At 63.0% G+C, this 19,646-nt stretch carries 22 protein-coding genes and 1 pseudogene; 6 read left to right on the top strand and 17 right to left on the bottom strand.

Annotated elements, in window-relative coordinates:
* The first annotated feature begins 12 nt into the window (after nt 1–12).
* Entirely contained in the window at nt 13–885 is an 873-nt protein-coding gene (locus tag IAE40_RS11025) for a TIGR02285 family protein (protein ID WP_153774045.1), read from the top strand.
* A gap of 136 nt (nt 886–1,021) precedes the next feature.
* Here the strand turns inward: IAE40_RS11025 and IAE40_RS11020 are convergent, their stop codons facing one another.
* The 12 genes from IAE40_RS11020 to ffh form a co-directional block, all read right to left on the bottom strand.
* On the bottom strand, nt 1,022–1,303 hold the full coding sequence (locus IAE40_RS11020; protein ID WP_153773965.1) for a DUF3509 domain-containing protein: 282 nt from the start codon (nt 1,301–1,303) through the stop codon (nt 1,022–1,024).
* Between the two features lie 78 nt (nt 1,304–1,381).
* Nucleotides 1,382–1,822 carry a histidine kinase gene (locus IAE40_RS11015; RefSeq protein WP_197893175.1) on the bottom strand — a complete coding sequence of 147 codons (441 nt, stop codon included), beginning with the start codon at nt 1,820–1,822 and terminating at the stop codon, nt 1,382–1,384.
* Between the two features lie 187 nt (nt 1,823–2,009).
* On the bottom strand, nt 2,010–3,419 hold the full coding sequence (gene thrC / locus IAE40_RS11010) for a threonine synthase (RefSeq protein WP_153773963.1): 1,410 nt from the start codon (nt 3,417–3,419) through the stop codon (nt 2,010–2,012).
* Nucleotides 3,420–3,551: 132 nt separating this feature from the next.
* Nucleotides 3,552–4,856, bottom strand: a complete 1,305-nt coding sequence (locus tag IAE40_RS11005; RefSeq protein WP_054895086.1) for a homoserine dehydrogenase — start codon at nt 4,854–4,856, stop codon at nt 3,552–3,554.
* A gap of 82 nt (nt 4,857–4,938) precedes the next feature.
* Nucleotides 4,939–5,700: a DsbC family protein gene (locus tag IAE40_RS11000; RefSeq protein ID WP_054895087.1), complete on the bottom strand. Its 762-nt coding sequence runs from the start codon at nt 5,698–5,700 to the stop codon at nt 4,939–4,941.
* A gap of 154 nt (nt 5,701–5,854) precedes the next feature.
* Nucleotides 5,855–6,751, bottom strand: a complete 897-nt coding sequence (xerD, locus tag IAE40_RS10995; protein ID WP_054895088.1) for a site-specific tyrosine recombinase XerD — start codon at nt 6,749–6,751, stop codon at nt 5,855–5,857.
* 148 nt (nt 6,752–6,899) lie between these two features.
* A complete protein-coding gene (locus IAE40_RS10990) occupies nt 6,900–7,313 on the bottom strand; it encodes an acyl-CoA thioesterase (RefSeq protein ID WP_063543306.1) in 414 nt (137 codons plus the stop codon).
* 137 nt (nt 7,314–7,450) lie between these two features.
* On the bottom strand, nt 7,451–7,801 hold the full coding sequence (rplS, locus tag IAE40_RS10985; RefSeq protein ID WP_023629812.1) for a 50S ribosomal protein L19: 351 nt from the start codon (nt 7,799–7,801) through the stop codon (nt 7,451–7,453).
* A 42-nt stretch (nt 7,802–7,843) separates the two neighbouring features.
* Nucleotides 7,844–8,596, bottom strand: a complete 753-nt coding sequence (gene trmD / locus IAE40_RS10980) for a tRNA (guanosine(37)-N1)-methyltransferase TrmD (protein ID WP_153773961.1) — start codon at nt 8,594–8,596, stop codon at nt 7,844–7,846.
* A 3-nt stretch (nt 8,597–8,599) separates the two neighbouring features.
* Nucleotides 8,600–9,136, bottom strand: coding sequence for a ribosome maturation factor RimM (gene rimM, locus IAE40_RS10975; protein WP_063543304.1), 537 nt, complete (start codon nt 9,134–9,136; stop codon nt 8,600–8,602).
* Between the two features lie 5 nt (nt 9,137–9,141).
* Nucleotides 9,142–9,393, bottom strand: a complete 252-nt coding sequence (gene rpsP, locus IAE40_RS10970) for a 30S ribosomal protein S16 (protein WP_008094480.1) — start codon at nt 9,391–9,393, stop codon at nt 9,142–9,144.
* A gap of 239 nt (nt 9,394–9,632) precedes the next feature.
* Entirely contained in the window at nt 9,633–11,009 is a 1,377-nt protein-coding gene (gene ffh, locus IAE40_RS10965) for a signal recognition particle protein (RefSeq protein WP_063543302.1), read from the bottom strand.
* A gap of 286 nt (nt 11,010–11,295) precedes the next feature.
* Between ffh and IAE40_RS10960 the strand changes: the two genes are divergently transcribed.
* From IAE40_RS10960 to IAE40_RS10950, 3 genes are all read left to right on the top strand, one after another.
* The gene (locus IAE40_RS10960; RefSeq protein ID WP_054895622.1) at nt 11,296–12,105 is read left to right on the top strand and encodes a cytochrome C assembly family protein; all 810 of its coding nucleotides are present in this window, start codon (nt 11,296–11,298) and stop codon (nt 12,103–12,105) included.
* Between the two features lie 9 nt (nt 12,106–12,114).
* The gene (locus tag IAE40_RS10955) at nt 12,115–13,320 is read left to right on the top strand and encodes a transporter associated domain-containing protein (protein ID WP_054895621.1); all 1,206 of its coding nucleotides are present in this window, start codon (nt 12,115–12,117) and stop codon (nt 13,318–13,320) included.
* A 222-nt stretch (nt 13,321–13,542) separates the two neighbouring features.
* A complete protein-coding gene (locus IAE40_RS10950) occupies nt 13,543–14,847 on the top strand; it encodes an MFS transporter (RefSeq protein ID WP_197893150.1) in 1,305 nt (434 codons plus the stop codon).
* Nucleotides 14,848–14,935: 88 nt separating this feature from the next.
* On the opposite strand, the gene purT is transcribed toward IAE40_RS10950, so the two are convergent.
* The 5 genes from purT to IAE40_RS10925 all read right to left on the bottom strand — a co-directional run bounded on the left by purT (nt 14,936) and on the right by IAE40_RS10925 (nt 18,222).
* Entirely contained in the window at nt 14,936–16,117 is a 1,182-nt protein-coding gene (gene purT, locus IAE40_RS10945) for a formate-dependent phosphoribosylglycinamide formyltransferase (protein ID WP_054895619.1), read from the bottom strand.
* A gap of 85 nt (nt 16,118–16,202) precedes the next feature.
* On the bottom strand, nt 16,203–16,670 hold the full coding sequence (locus tag IAE40_RS10940; protein ID WP_065863171.1) for a VUT family protein: 468 nt from the start codon (nt 16,668–16,670) through the stop codon (nt 16,203–16,205).
* A 202-nt stretch (nt 16,671–16,872) separates the two neighbouring features.
* A complete protein-coding gene (locus tag IAE40_RS10935; RefSeq protein WP_063543296.1) occupies nt 16,873–17,064 on the bottom strand; it encodes a DUF1289 domain-containing protein in 192 nt (63 codons plus the stop codon).
* Nucleotides 17,054–17,578, bottom strand: a complete 525-nt coding sequence (locus IAE40_RS10930) for a gamma carbonic anhydrase family protein (protein ID WP_153773959.1) — start codon at nt 17,576–17,578, stop codon at nt 17,054–17,056. Before IAE40_RS10930 ends, IAE40_RS10935 begins: the two co-directional genes overlap by 11 nt.
* A 44-nt stretch (nt 17,579–17,622) precedes the next feature.
* Nucleotides 17,623–18,222 carry a CoA pyrophosphatase gene (locus IAE40_RS10925; RefSeq protein WP_054894676.1) on the bottom strand — a complete coding sequence of 200 codons (600 nt, stop codon included), beginning with the start codon at nt 18,220–18,222 and terminating at the stop codon, nt 17,623–17,625.
* A gap of 125 nt (nt 18,223–18,347) precedes the next feature.
* Between IAE40_RS10925 and IAE40_RS10920 the strand changes: the two genes are divergently transcribed.
* The gene (locus tag IAE40_RS10920; RefSeq protein ID WP_063543294.1) at nt 18,348–18,899 is read left to right on the top strand and encodes an NUDIX hydrolase; all 552 of its coding nucleotides are present in this window, start codon (nt 18,348–18,350) and stop codon (nt 18,897–18,899) included.
* A gap of 172 nt (nt 18,900–19,071) precedes the next feature.
* Nucleotides 19,072–19,491: pseudogene (locus IAE40_RS10915) on the top strand (L,D-transpeptidase family protein); the annotation flags it as partial.
* Nucleotides 19,492–19,646: the final 155 nt, after the last annotated feature.

Raw genomic sequence — 19,646 nt, 5'->3', positions numbered from 1 at the left:
CGAGCAAGCATGATGCGCATGTTTGTGCTGCTCTGCGTCCTGCTGCTGCCCTGGCAGCAGGGCCAGGCCCGCGAGCGCCTGACCTGGCTGGTACGCGACCTGCCACCGTTCACCATTTTCGAAGGCCAGGAAAAGGGCCAGGGCGTGGTCGATCGCATGCTGCCTCTGCTCATCGAGCAGATGCCCGAGTACGATCACACAATCCTTCGGGTAAATCGCGCGCGCGGCATCCAGATGCTCCAGGAACGCAACTTCACCTGCGACCCGACCCTGCTATGGACACCGGAACGCGCCCATTTCGTGCATTTCTCCCAACCCTCCCTGCCCATCCTCAGTGGCGGGCTGATCATCCGCAAGGCAGACCTGGGACTACTGGAAGAGTCCGAGGAAGGCACGCCTGTGGACCTGAAGCAGATGCTGGTACGACCAGGCCTGAAGCTGGGAATAGTGGCCCAGCGCAGCTACGGGGTCGTGGTCGACGAGATCCTGAGCCAGTTGCCAGAAACCACCCTGAGCCGCCACTACGGCAACGATGCCACCGCCAACCTCCTGCAGATGCAGCAACTGGGGCGCCTGCAACTGGTCCTGGGCTACTGGCCGGAGGTGCGCTACCTGATCCAGCAGCAGGGCGGCTCGCTGGACAGCTACCAGTTCCACCCGATCAAGGGGGCGAATCGCTACCAGTTTCTGCATGTGGGCTGCTCCGACACGCCACTGGGACGCGAAGCCATCGCCCATATCGACAAGCTGTTGCCGCACCTGCGCCAGGAAGTACTCCCCGAGTTCTACGCCAGCTGGCTCGACCCCGAACTGCGCACAGAGTACCTGGAGCAGACACGGCACCTGGTCGAGGAGCTTCCCTCTGCAGCCAACGTCCAGCCATGACGCAGACAAAAGAAACCCCGGATGCTGGGGAAGACATCCGGGGTCAACTCAAAGCCCTTTAGCGGACTCTGTACGGCGATCCAACGCTACCGGAGCAAAGCAGCGTTCGAACACCCTATAAAGTCTGACGAGACACTCAGGCAAAGGTTCCCTGAGGTTGATGTCGGTGTTGCAAGGCCGCGATCACACAAGGCTGCAGACGCCCCTCGACGATCTGCAGGTCGCGGTGCAGACCGTCGACCAGATCGACCAGCAAGCGTTGCTCCTGTAGCTGGCGCACACTCACGGCGCGGCGCAACACCTCGTTGCCCTGCGCATCGAGCAAGGTGAGTTGGCGATTGCCGCGCGCATCTACTTCGTCGAGGCGGGTGTGATAAGGGGACAGGGCATCGTTGAGCAGGGAGCAGATTCTTTCCATCCGGCGTACTCGCTTTGTCGGGGACCTATCGGAACTGACCGCCAGGCACTTCGGAAAGTTCGCCCGCACGCGCCTGTATCAGCGAGCATGCGTGGGCAACATGACCGTTTCGATATCCCGCCCGGAGTTCCTGCGCGGCGGCCGACGCAGCCGCTGCAATGCCGCCTGCAACCCCCTCACCGACAACGGCCAGGGCAATTGGGCAACCACCCACTGCCCCTGACGCTGGGCCTCGACAGCGAGATCAGGGCCGCGCACAGGGGGATGTCCGACGAACAGCAGCGCACGCGCATGGCCTTGCCGGGTCACGTGCTTCAACAGTGCCTGGGCGCTCAGCGCCGGCATGCCATGGTCGATGATGAGCATGTCCAAGGCTTGCATCTGCGCCATGCTTGCCTTGGCGCTGGCCAGATCGCAGGCAATGCGCACGTTGAAAACCCCCAGGGCATTGCAGGCCTGGTGCAGGGCGATCTGCTGGGCGGGACGAGACTGGACGATAAGGATGTTGAGCCGGTGCATGAGCCGCTCCTGAGGGCTGCGAGCCCTGATGGACAGGGCACACACTCTAGAAACGCAGCAGAGAGACTCAAATAAGAAAAATCTGAAAGCACCAAGGAAGATTCTGGTATTGCGAGAGCCGCCCAAACGCAAACGGGGCAAGCCGATGTTCCGACTTGCCCCGCCCGGTGCCGCCCAGTACTGCGATTTACAGCGGCTTGCCGCGGTTGCCGTGCTGGCTGACGAAGGCCTGGACCACCTTCAGGTCATTGGCCAGGACCGTGCAACGCTCCTCGCGGCTGAACAGGTCGCTCAAGTGCGCCGGCAACTCGAGGGCCTTGCCGACACCGGCCTTCTCCACCGCTTCGGGGAATTTGACCGGATGCGCGGTGCCCAGCACCACCATCGGCGTGTCCAGGCTGCGACGGCACTCGCGAGCGGCCTTGACGCCGATTGCGGTGTGCGGATCAAGCACTTCGCCGGTGGCCTTGAACACCTCGGCGATGGTCTCGCAGGTCTGCTCGTCGCTCACCGCCAGGGAGTCGAACAGCTTGCGCGCCTCGGTCCAGCGATCCTGCTCCACGCTGAAACCGCCACCTTGCTTGAAGTTGGCCATCAACTCGGCGATCGCTGCGCCGTTGCGACCGTGCAGGTCGAACAGCAGGCGCTCGAAGTTGGACGAGACCATGATGTCCATCGACGGCGACAACGTTGGGTGCAGGGCATCCTTGACGTACTGGTTGCCGCTCATGAAGCGGTGCAGGATGTCGTTGCGGTTGGTGGCCACCACCAGTTGGCTGATCGGCAGGCCCATGTTGCGTGCCAGGTAACCGGCAAAGATGTCGCCAAAGTTGCCGGTCGGGACCGAGAACGCGATCGAGCGCGCCGGGCCGCCCAACTGCAGTGCTGCATGGAAGTAGTAGACGATCTGGGCCATGATCCGCGCCCAGTTGATCGAGTTGACCGCCACCAGGCGAGTGCCCTTGAGGAAGGACTGATCGGCGAAGCTGGCCTTGACCATTTCCTGGCAGTCGTCGAAGTTGCCTTCGATGGCGATGTTGTGGATGTTGTCACCGAGGATGGTGGTCATCTGCCGACGCTGAACTTCCGACACACGCTGGTGCGGGTGCAGGATGAAGATGTCGACGTTGTCGCAACGGCGGCAGCCTTCGATGGCGGCAGAACCGGTATCGCCGCTGGTGGCGCCGACAATCACCACGCGCTCGCCACGCTTGACCAGCACGTGGTCGAGCAGACGGCCGAGCAGTTGCAGGGCGAAGTCCTTGAACGCCAGCGTTGGGCCGTGGAACAGTTCCATCACCCACTCGTTGCCATTCAACTGGCGCAGCGGCGCCACCGCGGCATGGGCGAAGGCACCGTAGGTTTCCTCCAGGATCTTCTTGAAGTCGGCGTCGGCGATGCTGCCGGTGACGAACGGGCGCATCACCCGGAAGGCCAGTTCGTGGTACGGCAGGCCGGCCCAGGACGCGATCTCTTCCTGGGTGAAGCGTGGCAGGTTCTCCGGCACGTACAGGCCGCCATCACTGGCAAGGCCAGCCAGCAGGACGTCTTCGAAATTCAGGGCCGGCGCCTGGCCGCGAGTACTGATATAGCGCATTGTGCAAACCTTCGGTTCTGGGCGCGGGGGGGGGGGGGGGGGCGGGGCCGGCGGGGGGGGGGGGGGGGGGGGGGCGGGGGGGGCGGGGGCGGGGGGGGGGGGGGGGGGCGGCGGGGGGGCCCCGCCGCTGAATTAATTGAGCTGTTCGACGCGGATGCGCACGACGTTGCCGACCACATCCTGCAGGGCTTCAAGGGCGACGATAGCATCGTTGATACGCTGCTCGACCACGCCGTGCGTCAGCAGGATCATCGGCACCAGGCCGTCCTGCTCCTCGGCTTCCTTCTGCATGATCGACTCTATGTTGATGCCACGCTCGGACAGGATGCTGGCGACCTGGGCCAGCACGCCTGGGTGATCCTTGGCCTGGATACGCAGGTAGTAGGCACTTTCGCAAGCCTCGATCGGCAGGATCGGGTGCGCCGACAGCGAATCCGGCTGGAAGGCCAGGTGCGGAACGCGGTTTTCCGGGTCGGAGGTCATGGCACGCACCACGTCGACCAGGTCGGCGACCACCGACGAAGCGGTCGGCTCCATGCCGGCACCGGCACCGTAATAAAGCGTAGACCCTGCAGCATCACCGTTGACCATCACCGCGTTCATCACGCCGTTGACGTTGGCGATCAGGCGGTCGCTCGGGATCAGCGTCGGGTGCACGCGCAGCTCGATGCCGTCGGCGGTACGGCGGGCCACGCCCAGGTGCTTGATGCGATAGCCCAGGGCTTCGGCGTAGTTGACATCGGCAGTGGTCAGGCGGGTGATGCCCTCGGTGTAGGCCTTGTCGAACTGCAGCGGAATACCAAAGGCGATGGAGGCCAGGATGGTCAGCTTGTGCGCAGCATCGATGCCCTCGACGTCGAAGGTCGGATCGGCTTCGGCGTAACCCAGCGCCTGGGCTTCGGCCAGCACGTCAGGGAAGGCACGGCCCTTTTCACGCATTTCGGTGAGGATGAAGTTGCCGGTGCCGTTGATGATCCCGGCCAACCAGTTGATGCGGTTGGCCGAGAGGCCTTCGCGGATCGCCTTGATCACCGGGATACCGCCGGCAACTGCCGCCTCGAAGGCCACGATCACGCCCTTTTCACGGGCCTTGGCAAAAATTTCGTTGCCGTGCACGGCAATCAGCGCCTTGTTGGCGGTGACCACGTGCTTGCCGTTCTCGATGGCCTTGAGCACCAGATCGCGGGCAATGGTGTAGCCACCGATCAGCTCGATGACGATGTCGATTTCGGGGTTGGTCGCGACTTCGAACACATCAGCGGTAATGGGGGTACCGGTAATCTGGCAGTTCGGGTTCTGCGAGCGCATGGCAATCTGAGCCACTTCAATACCGCGCCCGGCACGGCGGGCAATCTCCTCGGCGTTGCGCTGAAGTACATTGAAGGTACCGCCACCGACGGTCCCCAACCCACAGATGCCTACTTTGACCGGTTTCACTGTGAACTCCCCATTGAACGGCCGGCACCTGCGCCGACCGTGAAACATGCCGTCACCCCATGACGACGGCGTATTGAATGAATTACTTGGCGGCTTGCGCCTGGCCGGCCAGGGCCAGCTTGGCCACCTGCGGTGCCGGCTGGTAGCCCGGGATCACCTGGCCGCTTTCGAGCACGATCGCTGGCGTGCCGTTGACACCGATCGACTGGCCGAGCTGGAACTGCTTGCTGACCGGGTTGGCGCACTTGGCCGCCTTGATTTCCTTGCCGTCGACCATCTTGTCCATCGCCGCACGGCGATCGCTGGAGCACCAGACGGCCTGCAGTTGCTCGTCACCCGGCGAGCCCAGGCCCTGGCGCGGGAAGGCGACATAGCGCACTTCGATACCGCGCTTGTTCAGCTCTGGCACTTCAGCGTGCAGCTTGTGGCAGTACGGGCAGGTCGTGTCGGTGAACACGGTGATGTGCGATTTGGTTTCGCCCTTGGCCGGGTAAACCACCATCTCAGCCGCAGGAATGCCGTTGATCAGCTTGGCGATACCCTGGCGTTCGGTTTTCTCGGTCAGGTTGACCGGCTTGCCATCCTGGATCTGGTACAGGTAGCCCTGCATGACGAACTGGCCGTCTGCGCTGGCATAGAGCACGCGACCGCCCTGCAGCTTGACTTCGTACAAGCCGCCGACCGGGCTGCTGGCGACGCTTTCGATCGGTACTTCCAATTCCAGGGTCTTGAGTGTGTTGCGAATGGCCTGCTCGGCACCGGCAGTGACGTCGGTGGCCGCAGCAACGGCAAAGGTACTGGCCAGCGCCAGGGCGGCGGCGGCAAAAATCTGGGTCACGCGCATGGGGTACTCCTGAAGGCGGACGGGGACCGGAGGACGTCGCCTGCGGAAAAATCGCGGCGACCGGGCGGTCCCTGGTGCAAACCGCTCAAGCCTACCACATCAGGCCGCAGCGAAATCACTGTCTGATGGCCGCCGGGCGGAACATGAAAATCATTCATCCACGCGGATGGTGCTGGGCGTGCAACTGCTGCAAACGTGCCTTGGCGACGTGGGTGTAGATCTGCGTGGTGGAAAGGTCGCTGTGCCCCAACAGCATCTGCACCACCCTCAGGTCGGCCCCGTGATTGAGCAGATGCGTAGCGAAAGCATGGCGCAGGGTGTGCGGTGACAGCGGCTTGTCGATCCCGGCCACGCGGGCGTGATGCTTGATGCGGTGCCAGAAGGTCTGGCGGGTCATTTCCTCGCCCCGCAGGCTGGGGAACAGCACATCGCTGGGGCGCCCGTTGAGCAGCTCGGCCCGGCCGTCACGCAGGTAGCGCTCGATCCACAGCACCGCCTCCTCGCCCATCGGCACCAGGCGCTCCTTGCTGCCTTTGCCCATCACCCGCAGCACGCCCTGGCGCAGGTTGACCTGATCGAGGGTCAGGCTCACCAGCTCGGTGACCCGCAGGCCGCAGGCGTAGAGCACCTCGAGCATGGCGCGGTCGCGCTGGCCGATGGCTTCGGCCAGGTCCGGCGCCTTGAGCAACGCTTCGACATCTGCTTCAGACAGGGACTTGGGCAAAGGCCTACCCAGTTGCGGCATATCGACCTGCAAGGTCGGGTCGACACCTATGAGCTTCTCCCGCAGCAGATAACGATAAAAACCACGCACTCCAGAGAGAAAACGTGCAGTGGAACGCGGCTTGTAACCCTGATCGAAGCGCCAGGCAAGGTGGTCGAGGATCGAATCGCGACCTGCATCGGGCAACGTCACGCCACGCTCCTGCAACCAGCCATTGAACAGGGCCAGGTCGCTGCGGTAGGAAACGCGGGTGTTGTCGGACAGGCCTTTTTCCAGCCAGAGGGCATCGAGAAACTGATCGATCAGGGGGTGGTCCAGGGCGGGCATTCGGAGGGCTGCTGGGTGTTGAAAGTGGGCTAGTGTTTCACAGACGCATAATTGTTGTCTGTATCGGCGTCTTCGCGGGTAAACCCGCTCCTACAGGGATCGCGTAGCACCTGTGGGTTTACCCGCGAAAGGGCCCGCACTGGAGAACTCAGGCCTGAGCCAGTACTGGCACCGGCCGCTTGTCCTCGTCGATGGCGACGAAGCTGAAGACCCCATGAATCGCGCGCTCGCGGCCGTCGAGATACATGTTCTCGACGAACACATCGACCTGTACCTGCAAGCTGGTATTGCCCACCTTGATCACGCTGCCAACCAGCTCGACGATCGAGCCCGCCGGGATCGGGTGCTTGAAGTCGATGCGGTCGGTGGACACGGTCACCAGCGGCAGGCGGCAGAAACGCGTAGCGGCGATGAACGACACCTCGTCCATCCAGGCCAGCGCGGTGCCGCCGAACAAGGTGTTGTGGTGGTTGGTGGTGTTGGGAAAAACGGCCTTGGTCACGCGAGTGATCGACAGCTCGGTACGGCGCTGGATTTCCTGATCTCTTGGGGTGGTGGTCATGGGGTACTCACATTGCAAGGGAATGGCAGCGGAGCGACCTGCGAAGCAGGCAACACCAATACCACAGAATGCAAAAAAGCAGCCCGAAGGCTGCTTTTTCTCTCGCAAGGTGGCCGAAGCCACCGGTCAAACTGCACTCAGGACAGTTTTTCCTTGATGCGAGCGGCTTTGCCGGACAGGTCGCGCAGGTAGTACAGCTTGGCTTTACGCACGTCACCACGACGTTTCACGGCCAGGCTGTCGATCTGTGGGCTGTAGGTCTGGAAGGTACGCTCTACGCCAACGCCGCTGGAGATCTTGCGCACGGTGAAAGCGCTGTTCAGACCGCGGTTACGCTTGGCGATAACAACGCCTTCGAACGCCTGCAGACGCGAGCGATCGCCTTCCTTCACTTTAACCTGAACGACAATGGTGTCGCCTGGTGCGAAGGTCGGGATTTCCTTGCTCATCTGCTCGGCTTCGAGCTGCTGGATGATCTTGTTGGTCATGCTGTGCTCCTAAGATGGATAACTCGATCCACCATCGATACGTTAACTATCGTCCCGCTCGCGGAGGTATTCCTCGAGCAGCTTCTTCTCTTCTCCAGAAAGCGAGCGACTTTCCAGAAGATCGGCGCGTCGTTCGAAGGTCCTACCAAGGGACTGCTTCATTCTCCAACGCCGGATGTGTGCATGGTTGCCACTTAGCAACACGTCGGGTACACGCTGATCCGCATACACCTCAGGTCGGGTGTAGTGCGGGCAATCCAGCAGACCATCGGTGAAGGAGTCTTCCTCCGCCGAGTCCACATGCCCTAAAGCTCCGGGCAGCAGCCGCGTAACCGCATCGATCAGTACCATGGCCGGCAGCTCGCCACCGGAAAGTACATAGTCACCAATCGACCACTCCTCATCGACATGAGCTTCGATAAAACGCTCGTCGATGCCTTCATAACGACCGGCGATCAGGATCAACGATTCCTGTTCGGCCAGGCCTTTGACCGCCTGCTGAGTCAGCTTGCAGCCTTGTGGCGAGAGGTAGATCACCTTCGCCGATGCTCCGGTTGCCTGCCTGGCACTGGCCAGGGCGTCTTCCAGAGGCTTGATCTTCATCACCATGCCCGGACCACCGCCAAACGGCCGATCATCCACCGTGTGGTGGCGATCAGTGGTGTAGTCCCGTGGGTTCCAGCAGGTCACTTGCAGCAACCCCTGTTTCACCGCACGACTGGTAATGCCGTACTCCGTGATGGCCGAAAACATCTCGGGGAACAACGTGACGACTTCTACTCGAAGGTTACCCATCGTCTAGAAATCCGCGTCCCATTCGACTCGCATCACACCTGCTTCCAGGTCGATTGCCAGCACGCATTGCTCCGTATAGGGCAATAGACGCTCGCGATCATCCAGGCTGCCTGCGCAAGGCTTGACCACCATTACATCGTTCGCACCGGTCTCCAACAGGTGATCGACCTTGCCGAACAGTTGTTCGTCCTGGTTGATGACCTTCAGGCCCTGCAACTGGTACCAGTAGTACTCGTCGGCGGCCAGGTTGGGCAAAAGGCTCCGCGCAATGCAGATTTCGTAACCGCTCAGAAGACGGGCTTCATCGCGATCGTCGAGGCCTTTCAGTTTCACGACCAGGCCCTTCTGGGAGCCACGACCGTTGACCAGCTCGACCTGCTTTACCTTGCCTTCGTGCCGAAGCGTCCAGCGCGGATAATCCAACAGGTTTTCAATCGGATCGGTAAAGGAATACACCTTCACCTCGCCGCGAACGCCGTGAACCGAAAAAATCTTGCCAACGACGATGAGGTCGTCAGCCTTTTCTGGCGTCGCGTTCATACTGCTCAGGCAGCAGCCTTGGCAGCGTCCTTCAGCAGCTGAGCAACACGCTCAGACGGCTGCGCGCCCTGGCTCAGCCAGTAGGTGACGCGTTCCTGGTTGACCGACAGCTTGACTTCGGCGCCCGAGGCGATCGGGTTGAAGAAGCCAACGCGCTCAACGAAACGGCCGTCACGGGCGTTACGCGAGTTGGTCACGGTCAGGTGGTAGAAAGGGCGCTTTTTCGAGCCGCCACGGGCCAGACGAATGGTTACCATGTGAACATCGTTCCTATAGTCGGTACTGCAGTCAGTGCTGCAAATCTGAATGCCAAATAGGCACACGGGTGCCCAAAAGGCCGCATATTCTCAGGGAATACACGGACATTTGCAAATGGCTTTTTCGCAAGAGCCATGCAAAGCAATCCAGACCTGCCGCTTAAGCCGCTGTTTTGCGGCGCTTTCCCGCCAAGGCGGGGTCTGCCTGGCCGCCTATCAAGGCGACCAAGCGGATTCGGTTACAGCTTCGGCATGCCGCCGCCCGGCAGCATCCCGCCCAGGCCACGCATCATCTTGGCCATGCCGCCCTTGGCGGAGAATTTCTTCATCATCTTCTGCATCTGCTTGTGCTGCTTGATCAGCCGGCCGATATCCTGCACCTGCGTGCCGGAACCCAGGGCGATACGGCGCTTGCGCGAACCGCTGATCAGGTCGGGGTCACGGCGCTCGGCAGGGGTCATGGAGTTGATGATCGCTTCCATCTGCTTGAATTGCTTCTCGGCCGCACCCTGCGCGTTGCCCATCTGCGACAGGTTGACGCCACCGATGCTGGGCAGCTTGTCCATCAGGCCACCCAGGCCGCCCATGTTCTTCATCTGCTGCAGTTGGTCGCGGAAGTCTTCGAGGTCGAAGCCCTTGCCCTTCTTCAGCTTCTTGGCCAGCTTGTCGGCCTTGGCCTTGTCGATGTTCTGCTCGGCCTGCTCGATCAGGCTGAGCACGTCGCCCATGCCGAGGATGCGCGAGGCGATGCGGTCGGGGTGGAAAGGCTCGAGGGCTTCGGTCTTCTCGCCCATACCGATGAACTTGATCGGCTTGCCAGTAATGGCGCGCACCGACAGCGCGGCACCGCCACGGGCATCGCCATCGACCTTGGTCAGCACCACGCCGGTCAGCGGCAGCGCCTCACCGAAGGCCTTGGCGGTGTTGGCGGCGTCCTGGCCGGTCATGGCATCGACCACGAACAGCGTCTCGACCGGCTTGACCGCTGCGTGCAGGGCCTTGATCTCGTCCATCATGTCGGCGTCGATGTGCAGACGGCCGGCGGTATCGAGGATGACCACGTCGATGAACTTGATCTTGGCTTCGCGAATCGCCGCCTCGGCGATATCGACCGGCTTCTGGCTGATGTCGGACGGGAAGAAGGTCACGCCGATGTCGTTGGCCAGGGTTTCGAGCTGCTTGATCGCCGCCGGGCGGTAGACGTCGGCGGACACCACCATGACGGTCTTTTTCTTGCGCTCCTTCAGGAAGCGCGCCAGCTTGCCGGCAGTGGTGGTCTTGCCCGCGCCCTGCAGGCCTGCCATCAGTACCACGGCTGGCGGAGCGGCATTGAGTGCGAGGTCTTCGTTGGCCGCGCCCATCAGGCTTTCCAGCTCGGCCTGGACGATCTTCACGAACGCCTGGCCCGGCGTCAGGCTGCGCGACACCTCGGTGCCGACCGCACGCTCCTTGATGCTGTTGACGAAGTCCTTGACCACCGGCAGGGCGACGTCGGCCTCGAGCAGGGCCATGCGCACTTCACGCAACGTGTCCTTGATGTTCTCTTCGGTCAGCTTGGCCTTGCCGGTGACATGGCGCAGCGTCTGTGACAGGCGGTCGGTCAGGTTTTCGAACATGGTGATCCTTTCAGGCCCAATAAAGCCGAGGTTGTTCAGGTGCCCTGGCGGATATCCACACGCGAAGGGCACAGCAAGCCGCGCATTATAACGGAGAGCGGCGGTGGCGCACACCTTGGTGCCGAGCGGTGATCGGGGGGCCGCTCGCGGGCAGCCCGCGCCCAAGAAACTCAGGGGCTGCAGGAGCAGGCTTGGCCGCGAAAAGGACGACGCGGTCTGCAGTCTTCCTAGGCAACCGCGTTCTATGCCAAACTCCCCTCCTTTAAGGGCTCGCCTACCAGGACCTATGCTCTCCTCACCCAGCCTCATCCCCAACCTGATCGCAGCCATCCTTTATATTGCCGCGACGGCCTATCAAGGTTCGCGCCTGGCACAGGGTGCCAAGGTCGACAAACGCCTGCTCGGCCTGCTGGGCGTGATTGCCGTTGTCGCACAGACCTGCGCCCTGTTCTTCCAGTTGCTCACCCCGCTGGGCCTGAGCCTCGACTTCTTCAGCGCCGCCAGCCTGATCGCCACCGCGGTGATCGCCCTGACGTTGCTCGCCTGCCTGAGCATTCCGGTGGAGAACCTGCTGGTGCTGCTGTTCCCGCTGGGTGCAGTGACGGCGCTGCTGGCACAGTTCGCACCGGCGGGCACCGTGCCGCTGGTCAATGAAGAACCCGGCATCCTGGCGCACATCCTGCTGTCGATCCTCGCCTATGGCCTGTTCACCATCGCCGTGGTCCAGGCCTTGCTCCTGTTGCTCCAGGACCACCAGCTCAAGCACAAGCACCCCTCGGGGCTGATCCGCAACTTCCCTCCACTGCAAACAATGGAAAGCCTGCTGTTCGGCTTTCTCTGGGCGGGCTGGATCTTCCTGTCGCTTTCGCTGATCTCCGGCTGGCTGTTCTTCGAGAACCTGTTCGCCCAGCACCTGGTACACAAGACCTCGCTGTCGTGCCTGGCCTGGATCGTGTTCAGCGTCCTGTTGTGGGGGCGCAATCGCCTCGGATGGCGCGGGCACAAGGCGATCCGCTGGACCCTGGCGGGCTTCTGCCTGCTGATGCTGGCCTATTTTGGCAGCAAGCTGGTTCGCGAATTCATCCTGCACATCTGACGGGCAATCATGGACACTTTGCCGTACGCCCCGCTGCTCGGCACCCTGATACTGGCGCTGCTGTGGTCGGCGCTGTTCAGCGCGGTCGAGGCCGCCCGCCAGCAGCTCAACGGCCACGCCCGCGCCGGTGAAGCCGAACAGCCCACCCTGCCCGCCCAGGCCTTGGTGCTCTGTGCCAGCCTGGGCAGATTGCTGGTGCTGGGCCTGGCCTGCCTGATCGGCCAGCGCTACAGCGGCGAGCATGGTTTCTGGCTGGCCGGGCTGTGCGCCACGCTGGCACTGCTGGTGCTGACCGAATACCTGCCAAGGCGCCTGGCCCGGCGCAACCCACAGGCCTATGTCAGCCTTGGCGCCAGCCTGCTCAAGCTGCCACTGGCGGCGCTGCAGCCTGTGGCCTGCCTGCTCGACGGCACGGCCAAGCTGATCCTGCGCCCATTGCGCGTACAACCCAACGCCGTCGCCCTGCACCCACAGGATGAAGACGCCCAGGATGACGACGAGCCCCATGAACCACCACGCCAGGGCCTGCTCGAGGGCCTGCAAGCGCTGGACAAGATTACCGTCAACGACATTCTGGTCCCGCGCAACGAAGTCGACGGCATCAACCTCGACGACCCGATCGAACAAGTCATCGAACAGTTGATCCTCAGCCGCCACACCCGCCTGCCCGTCTATCACAACGACATCAACCAGGTCGAAGCGATCCTTAACACCAAGCTCATCAGCCACCTGCTGCCACGCGCCGAACTGACCCTGGAGAAGCTGCAGGCCGCCTGCTACGAGCCCTACTTCGTCCCGGAAAGCACCCCACTGCAAATGCAACTGCTGAACTTCCACAAGCAGCAGCGGCGAATGGGCGTGGTCGTGGACGAGTACGGCGAAGTGCTGGGGATCGTGACGCTCGAAGACATCCTTGAAGAGATCGTCGGCGAGTTCGAGGACGAACAGAGCCTGGACAACCCCCATATCCATCCCCAGCCCGATGGCCGCTTCATCATCGAAGGCACCGCCTCGCTGCGCGAGCTCAACCGCAGCCTGGGATGGCACCTGCCCTGCGACGGCGGCCCGAAAACCCTCAATGGCCTGGTCACCGAAGCACTGGAAAGCATCCCGGCAAGCGCGGTATGCCTGAAAGTCGGACGCTACCGCCTGGAAATCCTCGAAACCGAGGACAATTGCGCCAGTAAGGTACTGGTCTGGACCGTAACCCGATAGCTATACTCGGGCCACGCTTACCCAGCCCTGCCGTCCCGCCTGCTACCCGCACCCGGCGCCCCACGGCCAGTCCGCCTCACTGACGTGCCAGCAGCCCTGCGTCCTACCCCGAGCAGCGCCCGCTCCCTGCCACCCCTTGGGCCCTCGTCAGCCTGGCGAACCACAACAATACGCTGCGGCCCGCCTGCTCGGCCGCGCGAACGACTGTTCAGGGACCTACGCATGACAACCAGCAGCACCTACGCCGAGCCTGACTCGGCGACCCCGGTCAATTCGCCCGCCCGGGTCGCCACCGCCAGCTTCATCGGCACCGCCATCGAGTTCTACGATTTCTACGTGTACGCCACGGCCGCTGCGCTGGTGATCGGGCCGGTATTCTTCCCGTCCGGCTCAGGCACCGCGCAGATGCTGGCAGCCTTTCTCACCTTCGGTATCGCCTTCCTTGCCCGACCGCTGGGCTCGGCCTTGTTCGGCCACTTCGGTGATCGCATCGGGCGCAAGTCGACCCTGGTCGCTTCATTGCTGCTGATGGGCGTATCCACCACGCTGATCGGTGTACTGCCAGGCTATGACAGCATCGGCGTGTGGGCACCAATCATCCTTTGCGTGCTGCGCTTCGGCCAGGGGCTGGGGTTGGGCGGCGAATGGGGCGGCGCGGCCCTGCTCGCCACCGAGAACGCACCACCCGGCAAGCGCGCCTGGTTCGGCATGTTCCCGCAGTTGGGCCCATCGATTGGTTTTCTCGCCGCCAACGGTCTTTTCCTGACCCTGGCACTGGTGCTCAGCGACGAGCAGTTCCGTGAGTGGGGCTGGCGCATTCCGTTCCTGCTCAGCGCTGCCCTGGTGCTGGTGGGGCTGTACGTACGCCTGAAGCTCGAGGAAAGCCCGGTGTTCGCCAAGGCCGTAGCCCGTCAAGAGCGGGTGAAAATGCCGGTTGTCGACCTGTTCGCCAAATACTGGATGCCCACCTTGCTGGGCGCTGCGGCGATGGTGGTGTGCTACGCACTGTTCTACATCTCCACGGTATTCTCGCTGAGCTACGGCGTGTCGACGCTGGGCTACAGCCGCGAAACCTTCCTCGGCCTGCTGTGCTTCGCCGTGGTGTTCATGGCCCTGGCTACGCCGCTGTCGGCCTGGCTGAGCGACCGCTATGGGCGCAAGCCGGTGCTGATCGTCGGCGGCCTGCTGGCCATTGCCTCAGGCTTCACCATGGAACCCCTGCTGACCTCGGGCTCCACTGCCGGCGTGGCGCTGTTCCTGGCGATCGAACTGTTCCTGATGGGCGTGACCTTCGCACCGATGGGCGCGCTGCTGCCTGAGCTGTTTCCGACCCACGTGCGTTACACCGGGGCCTCGGCGGCCTACAACCTGGGCGGCATCGTCGGCGCCTCGGCGGCACCGTTCTTCGCCCAGCAACTGGTGAACATGGGCGGTTTGAGCTGGGTGGGGGGATATGTGTCGGTGGCGGCGGTGATCAGCCTGATTGCCGTGCTGTGCCTGAAGGAAACCCGCCATACCGAGCTTTGAGCAGTTGAAGCAAGCCCGCTCCTGCAGGAGTCTGCAGGAGCGGGCTTGCCCGCGAATGGGCTGCTCGGCAGCCCCGTGCGATCTCAGATCAGAACTCGACCTTGACCGCCTGCGAAGCACGGGTCGCCTTGGCCCGTGCCGCTTCGACCGACTCGTCGCGGGCCAGGCACACGCCCATGCGGCGGGTGCCATTGATTTCCGGCTTGCCGAACAGGCGAATGGCGGTGTCTGGCTCGCTCAGCGCTGCGCCCAGGTTGGCGAAACTGGTCTGCTGCGACTGACCCTCGGGCAGGATCACCGCCGAGGCCGACGGGCCGAACTGACGCACCACCGGGATCGGCAGGCCGAGAATCGCACGGGCATGCAGGGCGAACTGCGACAGGTCCTGGGAAATCAAGGTGACCAGACCAGTGTCATGTGGACGTGGCGACACTTCGCTGAACCACACCTGGTCGCCCTTGACGAACAGCTCGACGCCGAACAGGCCACGGCCGCCCAGCGCATCGGTGACGGCCTGGGCCACACGCTGCGACTCGGCCAGCGCCTTCGGACTCATCGCCTGAGGCTGCCAGGACTCCTGATAGTCGCCCTTCTCCTGACGGTGGCCGACCGGCGCGAGGAAGGTGGTGCCGCCCACATGACGCACGGTCAGCAGGGTGATTTCGTACTCGAAATCGATGAAACCCTCGACGATCACCCGGCCCTTGCCGGCACGCCCGCCTTCCTGGGCGTAGTCCCAGGCTTTCTGCAGGTCGGCATCGCTGCGCAGCAGGCTCTGGCCCTTGCCCGACGAGCTCATTACCGGCTTGACCACGCACGGGTAGCCAACATCGGCCACGCCCTTGGCAAAGTCTTCATAGGTGTCGGCGAAGTGATAGGGCGAGGTCGGCAGCTGCAGCTCTTCAGCCGCCAGGCGACGGATGCCTTCACGGTTCATGGTCAGCTGGGTGGCGCGGGCGGTCGGCACCACGTTGAAACCTTCGTTTTCCAGCTCGACCAGCGTAGCGGTGGCGATGGCCTCGATTTCCGGCACGATGTAGTGCGGTTTTTCGGCTTCGATCACCGCACGCAGGGCGACGCCGTCGAGCATGTTGATCACATGGCTGCGGTGCGCGACCTGCATGGCAGGCGCGTTGGCGTAACGGTCAACGGCGATCACCTCGACACCCAGGCGCTGCAGCTCGATCACCACTTCCTTGCCCAGTTCGCCGCAGCCACACAGCAGTACGCGGGTCGCAGTCGGCGACAATGGGGTTCCGATACGGGTCATTTCAGGTCCTCGAAGGCGTCCGGGGCGCGCCGGCTGGTGCTGCCCGCTGAAAAAGGACCGGTATTCTACATCAATCGGGCGCGGATCAACCCACCGCCAGCGCGCGTCGCGCCCGCCATGCCATGATCAGCCAGACCGCCGTTACACCGGCGAACTTCGAGGCCATCGCCGTGCCGATCACGGCAGGCGTCAGCGCACCGATCATGCCGAAGAAGATGAAGGTGTCCACCGGAATACTCAGCGCCGAGCTCAGCCACAAACGGTCACGCAGGGGCCTGCGGGTGACGCTGAACACCAGCCAGTCGATCAGTTCGGACACGAAGAAGGCCGTAGCACTGGCCAGGGCGATGGCCGGCTCCGAAGTCGCGTAGGACAGCACCAGCGCCGCCAGCATCGCAATCAGCGCGCCATGCCCGTAACGGGTCTGCACCATGTCGCGCAGGATGAACACCAGACCGCCCCAGGCGGACCAGATCACGTCCAGGTGCGGGGCACTGGAGAAGGCGTAGTTGATCAGCACTACGCTGCTTATGTAGGCAATGAGATAGAACATGGCGGGTAGTCTGTGGGCAAGCCGCACAGATTACCTTTGGGCAGTTCGCGGGTAAACCCGCTCCCACAGGTACAACATCAGCTTCAAGGGCGGCGTGATCCCTGTGGGAGCGGGTTCACCCGCGAAGAATCCAACGCGGTGGATGGCACCGGCTGTGCCGGTGTTCGCGGGCATGCCCGCTACCACAGGGTTCTGCATCAGACTAGAGGATGAGGCCAGCCTCTAGTGCCCTTTCGTGGCAAAGCTTGATCACCGCCCGGCGCTCGTCATTGTCCATCCGCGCCCATCGGGTGATCTCCTGCACCGTACGCTGGCAACCGATGCAGATGTCCTGCTCATCCAGCGCACAGACGTTAACGCACGGCGAAGCGACCGGCCGCTCGTCAGTCTTCATCGACCACCAGCTCCCGCGCATAGCGCTCGGCGTTGTGCACATAGTGCGCGGCGCTGGCTTCGAGCATGCGCATCTGCTGCTCGGTCAGCTCGCGCACCACCTTGCCTGGCGAGCCCATCACCAGCGAACCGTCGGGAATCTCCTTGCCCTCGGGGATCAGCGCATTGGCGCCGATGATGCAGTGCTTGCCGATCCGCGCGCCGTTGAGGATGACCGCATTGATGCCGACCAGGCTGTAGTCGCCGACGCTGCAGCCATGCAGCATGGCATTGTGACCGATGGTCACGCCCTTGCCCAAGGTCAGCGGCGAACCCATGTCGGTGTGCATCACCGTACCGTCCTGGACATTGCTGTCCTCGCCGATGTCGATCAGCTCGTTGTCGCCGCGCAGCACGGCGCCGAACCACACACTGGCCCGGGCCTGCAGGCGCACCTTGCCGATCAAGGTGGCAGTGGGCGCGGCCCAACTGCTGGGATGGGCTTCGACCCGCAGGTCGCCCAGGCGGTATTTCATGTCATGTTCCTCACGGTTGGACGCGGTCGGCGGGTGAGCCCCGCTCAGTTCTGGATAAAGCGCTCTGGCGGCTGGTGCAGGCTGATACCGGCATCGAACAGCACGTTGACCAACTCGACGATCATGATCGCCGACAGCCCCCAGATCTTGTAGTCGCCATAACGGTAGCTGGGCACGTACCAGCTGCGCCCCTGGTAGTCGATGCGATGGGTGTGGTCGCGTGGGTCCTGGCGAAAGAACGACAGCGGGACGTTGAACACCGCTGCGATTTCGGCATCGTTGGGCTGGTACTCGACGTAATCCGGAATCAACCCGACGAACGGCGTAACCTTCAGTCCGTGCAACGAAATCAGCGGGCTCAGCGGGCCGATCACCTCGACCAACCCCGGCGGCAGGCCGATTTCCTCCTCGGCTTCGCGCAGGGCGGTGAACACCAGGTCCGGGTCTTCCGGATCGCGGCGCCCTCCCGGAAAGGCCACCTCGCCACCATGGGTGGAAAGCCCCTTGGCACGCAAGGTGAGCACCAGCTCGGGCTCTTCGCTACGGGTAATGGGCAGCAGCACCGCCGCCTCGGGAAAACGGCGATCCGCCTCCAGTGACGCGGGGGTATGGTTGCTCATTCGGCGAAGAAGCTCGTCCAGCATTACGCACTCTCGATTCCAAGGCCTGCCTTGCATGATGCACCAAAGCCGCGAGGCACCCAAGCCCCGACGGCTTGCGGCAACCCCGCCGGCCGCGCCAAGATAGCGGCTCACACAGGAATAAAAGCATGAAATTCTGCAGCGCGTGCGGCCAACCGGTCATTCAGCAGATTCCCGAGGGCGACAGCCGCCTGCGGTACGTCTGCCCCTCCTGCCAGACCATCCACTACCAGAACCCCAACATCGTCGCAGGCGTCTTGCCCGTCTGGGGCAGCCAGGTGTTGCTGTGCCGCCGCGCCATCGAGCCGCGCCGCGGCTTCTGGACGCTGCCGGCTGGTTTCATGGAGAACGGCGAAACCCTCGACCAGGCCGCGCGCCGCGAGACCGTCGAGGAAGCCTGCGCACGCGTCGGCCCGACCACCCTCTACCAGTTGTTCGACCTGCCGCACATCAACCAGGTGCATGTGTTCTTCCGCGCAGAACTGGCTGACCTGGACTTCGACGTGGGCGTCGAGAGCCTGGAGGTGCGCTTGTTCGAGGAGCATGAAATACCCTGGAACGAACTGGCTTTCCGCACCGTCACGCGGACACTAGAATGCTATTATCGCGACCGCATCGGGCAGCAGTACCCCATAGGCCATGAATACCTGCCGCCGATGAACGTTTCATCGTCCACCTAGCTACTTCAGGATACGTTTCATGCGCTGGTTGCTTGCCCTCTTCTGCTTGTGCGTTGCATCGGTGTCCCAGGCGGCGTTCACCGAGACCATCATTCGCAAGCCCCTGCCCGCGACCACGTCGCAGGGCACGCAGCCCCAGGCCAGGCCTGCGCAAAGCAGCAGCCAGCCGCAGATCGACAAGGTGCTGGTGCTCAAGTCAGAGCGGCGCCTGCAACTGATCAGCCGCGGCGAGCCATTCAAGACCTACCGCATCTCCCTGGGCAAGCAACCCAAGGGCGCCAAGGAGCGCGAAGGCGACAAGCGCACCCCTGAAGGCTTTTACTGGCTCGACTGGCGCAAGGTCAGCGACCGCTACAACCTGGCCATGCACATCTCCTACCCGAACATCAGCGACGCCGCCAAGGCGCGCCGCGAAGGGGTCAATGCCGGCAGCATGATCATGATCCACGGCACACCGATCAACGAAGAATACCCGGAGTGGTATTTCCACACCCTCGACTGGACCGAAGGCTGCATCGCCATGCGCAACGACGACATGCGTGAAGTGTGGAGCATGGTCAAGGACGGCACCATGATCGAGATTCGCCCCTGAGCCTGCGGGCTCCCTGCACCTTCCACTGCTGCGCTGCAGGGCGCCCACCTGAGGAAGGCGGCGTAGCCTGACGGGGCGGCGTCCTACATCTACAGCAAATCCTCAGAATATCCCGACTCAAAAACGTTATTTGCCTGATACCCAAGCAGGCAACG

Source organism: Pseudomonas sp. S44, assembly GCF_016624805.1.
GTDB classification, from domain to species: domain Bacteria; phylum Pseudomonadota; class Gammaproteobacteria; order Pseudomonadales; family Pseudomonadaceae; genus Aquipseudomonas; species Aquipseudomonas machongensis.
Note: the sequence above shows the minus strand (reverse complement) of the source record. Positions and strands in the feature narration are given on the sequence as shown.

Excerpts from the sequence above, each read along its gene's own strand:
- IAE40_RS11015 (WP_197893175.1), bottom strand. The coding sequence starts at position 1,822 with ATGCACCGGCTCAACATCCTTATCGTCCAGTCTCGTCCCGCCCAGCAG.
- IAE40_RS10950 (WP_197893150.1), top strand. The coding sequence starts at position 13,543 with ATGACAACCAGCAGCACCTACGCCGAGCCTGACTCGGCGACCCCGGTC.
- IAE40_RS10925 (WP_054894676.1), bottom strand. The coding sequence starts at position 18,222 with ATGCTGGACGAGCTTCTTCGCCGAATGAGCAACCATACCCCCGCGTCA.
- IAE40_RS10930 (WP_153773959.1), bottom strand. The coding sequence starts at position 17,578 with ATGAAATACCGCCTGGGCGACCTGCGGGTCGAAGCCCATCCCAGCAGT.
- rplS (WP_023629812.1), bottom strand. The coding sequence starts at position 7,801 with ATGACCAACAAGATCATCCAGCAGCTCGAAGCCGAGCAGATGAGCAAG.
- rimM (WP_063543304.1), bottom strand. The coding sequence starts at position 9,136 with ATGAACGCGACGCCAGAAAAGGCTGACGACCTCATCGTCGTTGGCAAG.
- rpsP (WP_008094480.1), bottom strand. The coding sequence starts at position 9,393 with ATGGTAACCATTCGTCTGGCCCGTGGCGGCTCGAAAAAGCGCCCTTTC.
- IAE40_RS11025 (WP_153774045.1), top strand. The coding sequence starts at position 13 with ATGCGCATGTTTGTGCTGCTCTGCGTCCTGCTGCTGCCCTGGCAGCAG.
- IAE40_RS10960 (WP_054895622.1), top strand. The coding sequence starts at position 11,296 with ATGCTCTCCTCACCCAGCCTCATCCCCAACCTGATCGCAGCCATCCTT.
- ffh (WP_063543302.1), bottom strand. The coding sequence starts at position 11,009 with ATGTTCGAAAACCTGACCGACCGCCTGTCACAGACGCTGCGCCATGTC.
- IAE40_RS10920 (WP_063543294.1), top strand. The coding sequence starts at position 18,348 with ATGAAATTCTGCAGCGCGTGCGGCCAACCGGTCATTCAGCAGATTCCC.
- trmD (WP_153773961.1), bottom strand. The coding sequence starts at position 8,596 with ATGGGTAACCTTCGAGTAGAAGTCGTCACGTTGTTCCCCGAGATGTTT.
- IAE40_RS11020 (WP_153773965.1), bottom strand. The coding sequence starts at position 1,303 with ATGGAAAGAATCTGCTCCCTGCTCAACGATGCCCTGTCCCCTTATCAC.
- IAE40_RS11000 (WP_054895087.1), bottom strand. The coding sequence starts at position 5,700 with ATGCGCGTGACCCAGATTTTTGCCGCCGCCGCCCTGGCGCTGGCCAGT.
- IAE40_RS10990 (WP_063543306.1), bottom strand. The coding sequence starts at position 7,313 with ATGACCACCACCCCAAGAGATCAGGAAATCCAGCGCCGTACCGAGCTG.
- IAE40_RS10935 (WP_063543296.1), bottom strand. The coding sequence starts at position 17,064 with ATGAAGACTGACGAGCGGCCGGTCGCTTCGCCGTGCGTTAACGTCTGT.
- purT (WP_054895619.1), bottom strand. The coding sequence starts at position 16,117 with ATGACCCGTATCGGAACCCCATTGTCGCCGACTGCGACCCGCGTACTG.
- IAE40_RS10940 (WP_065863171.1), bottom strand. The coding sequence starts at position 16,670 with ATGTTCTATCTCATTGCCTACATAAGCAGCGTAGTGCTGATCAACTAC.
- xerD (WP_054895088.1), bottom strand. The coding sequence starts at position 6,751 with ATGCCCGCCCTGGACCACCCCCTGATCGATCAGTTTCTCGATGCCCTC.
- IAE40_RS10955 (WP_054895621.1), top strand. The coding sequence starts at position 12,115 with ATGGACACTTTGCCGTACGCCCCGCTGCTCGGCACCCTGATACTGGCG.
- thrC (WP_153773963.1), bottom strand. The coding sequence starts at position 3,419 with ATGCGCTATATCAGTACTCGCGGCCAGGCGCCGGCCCTGAATTTCGAA.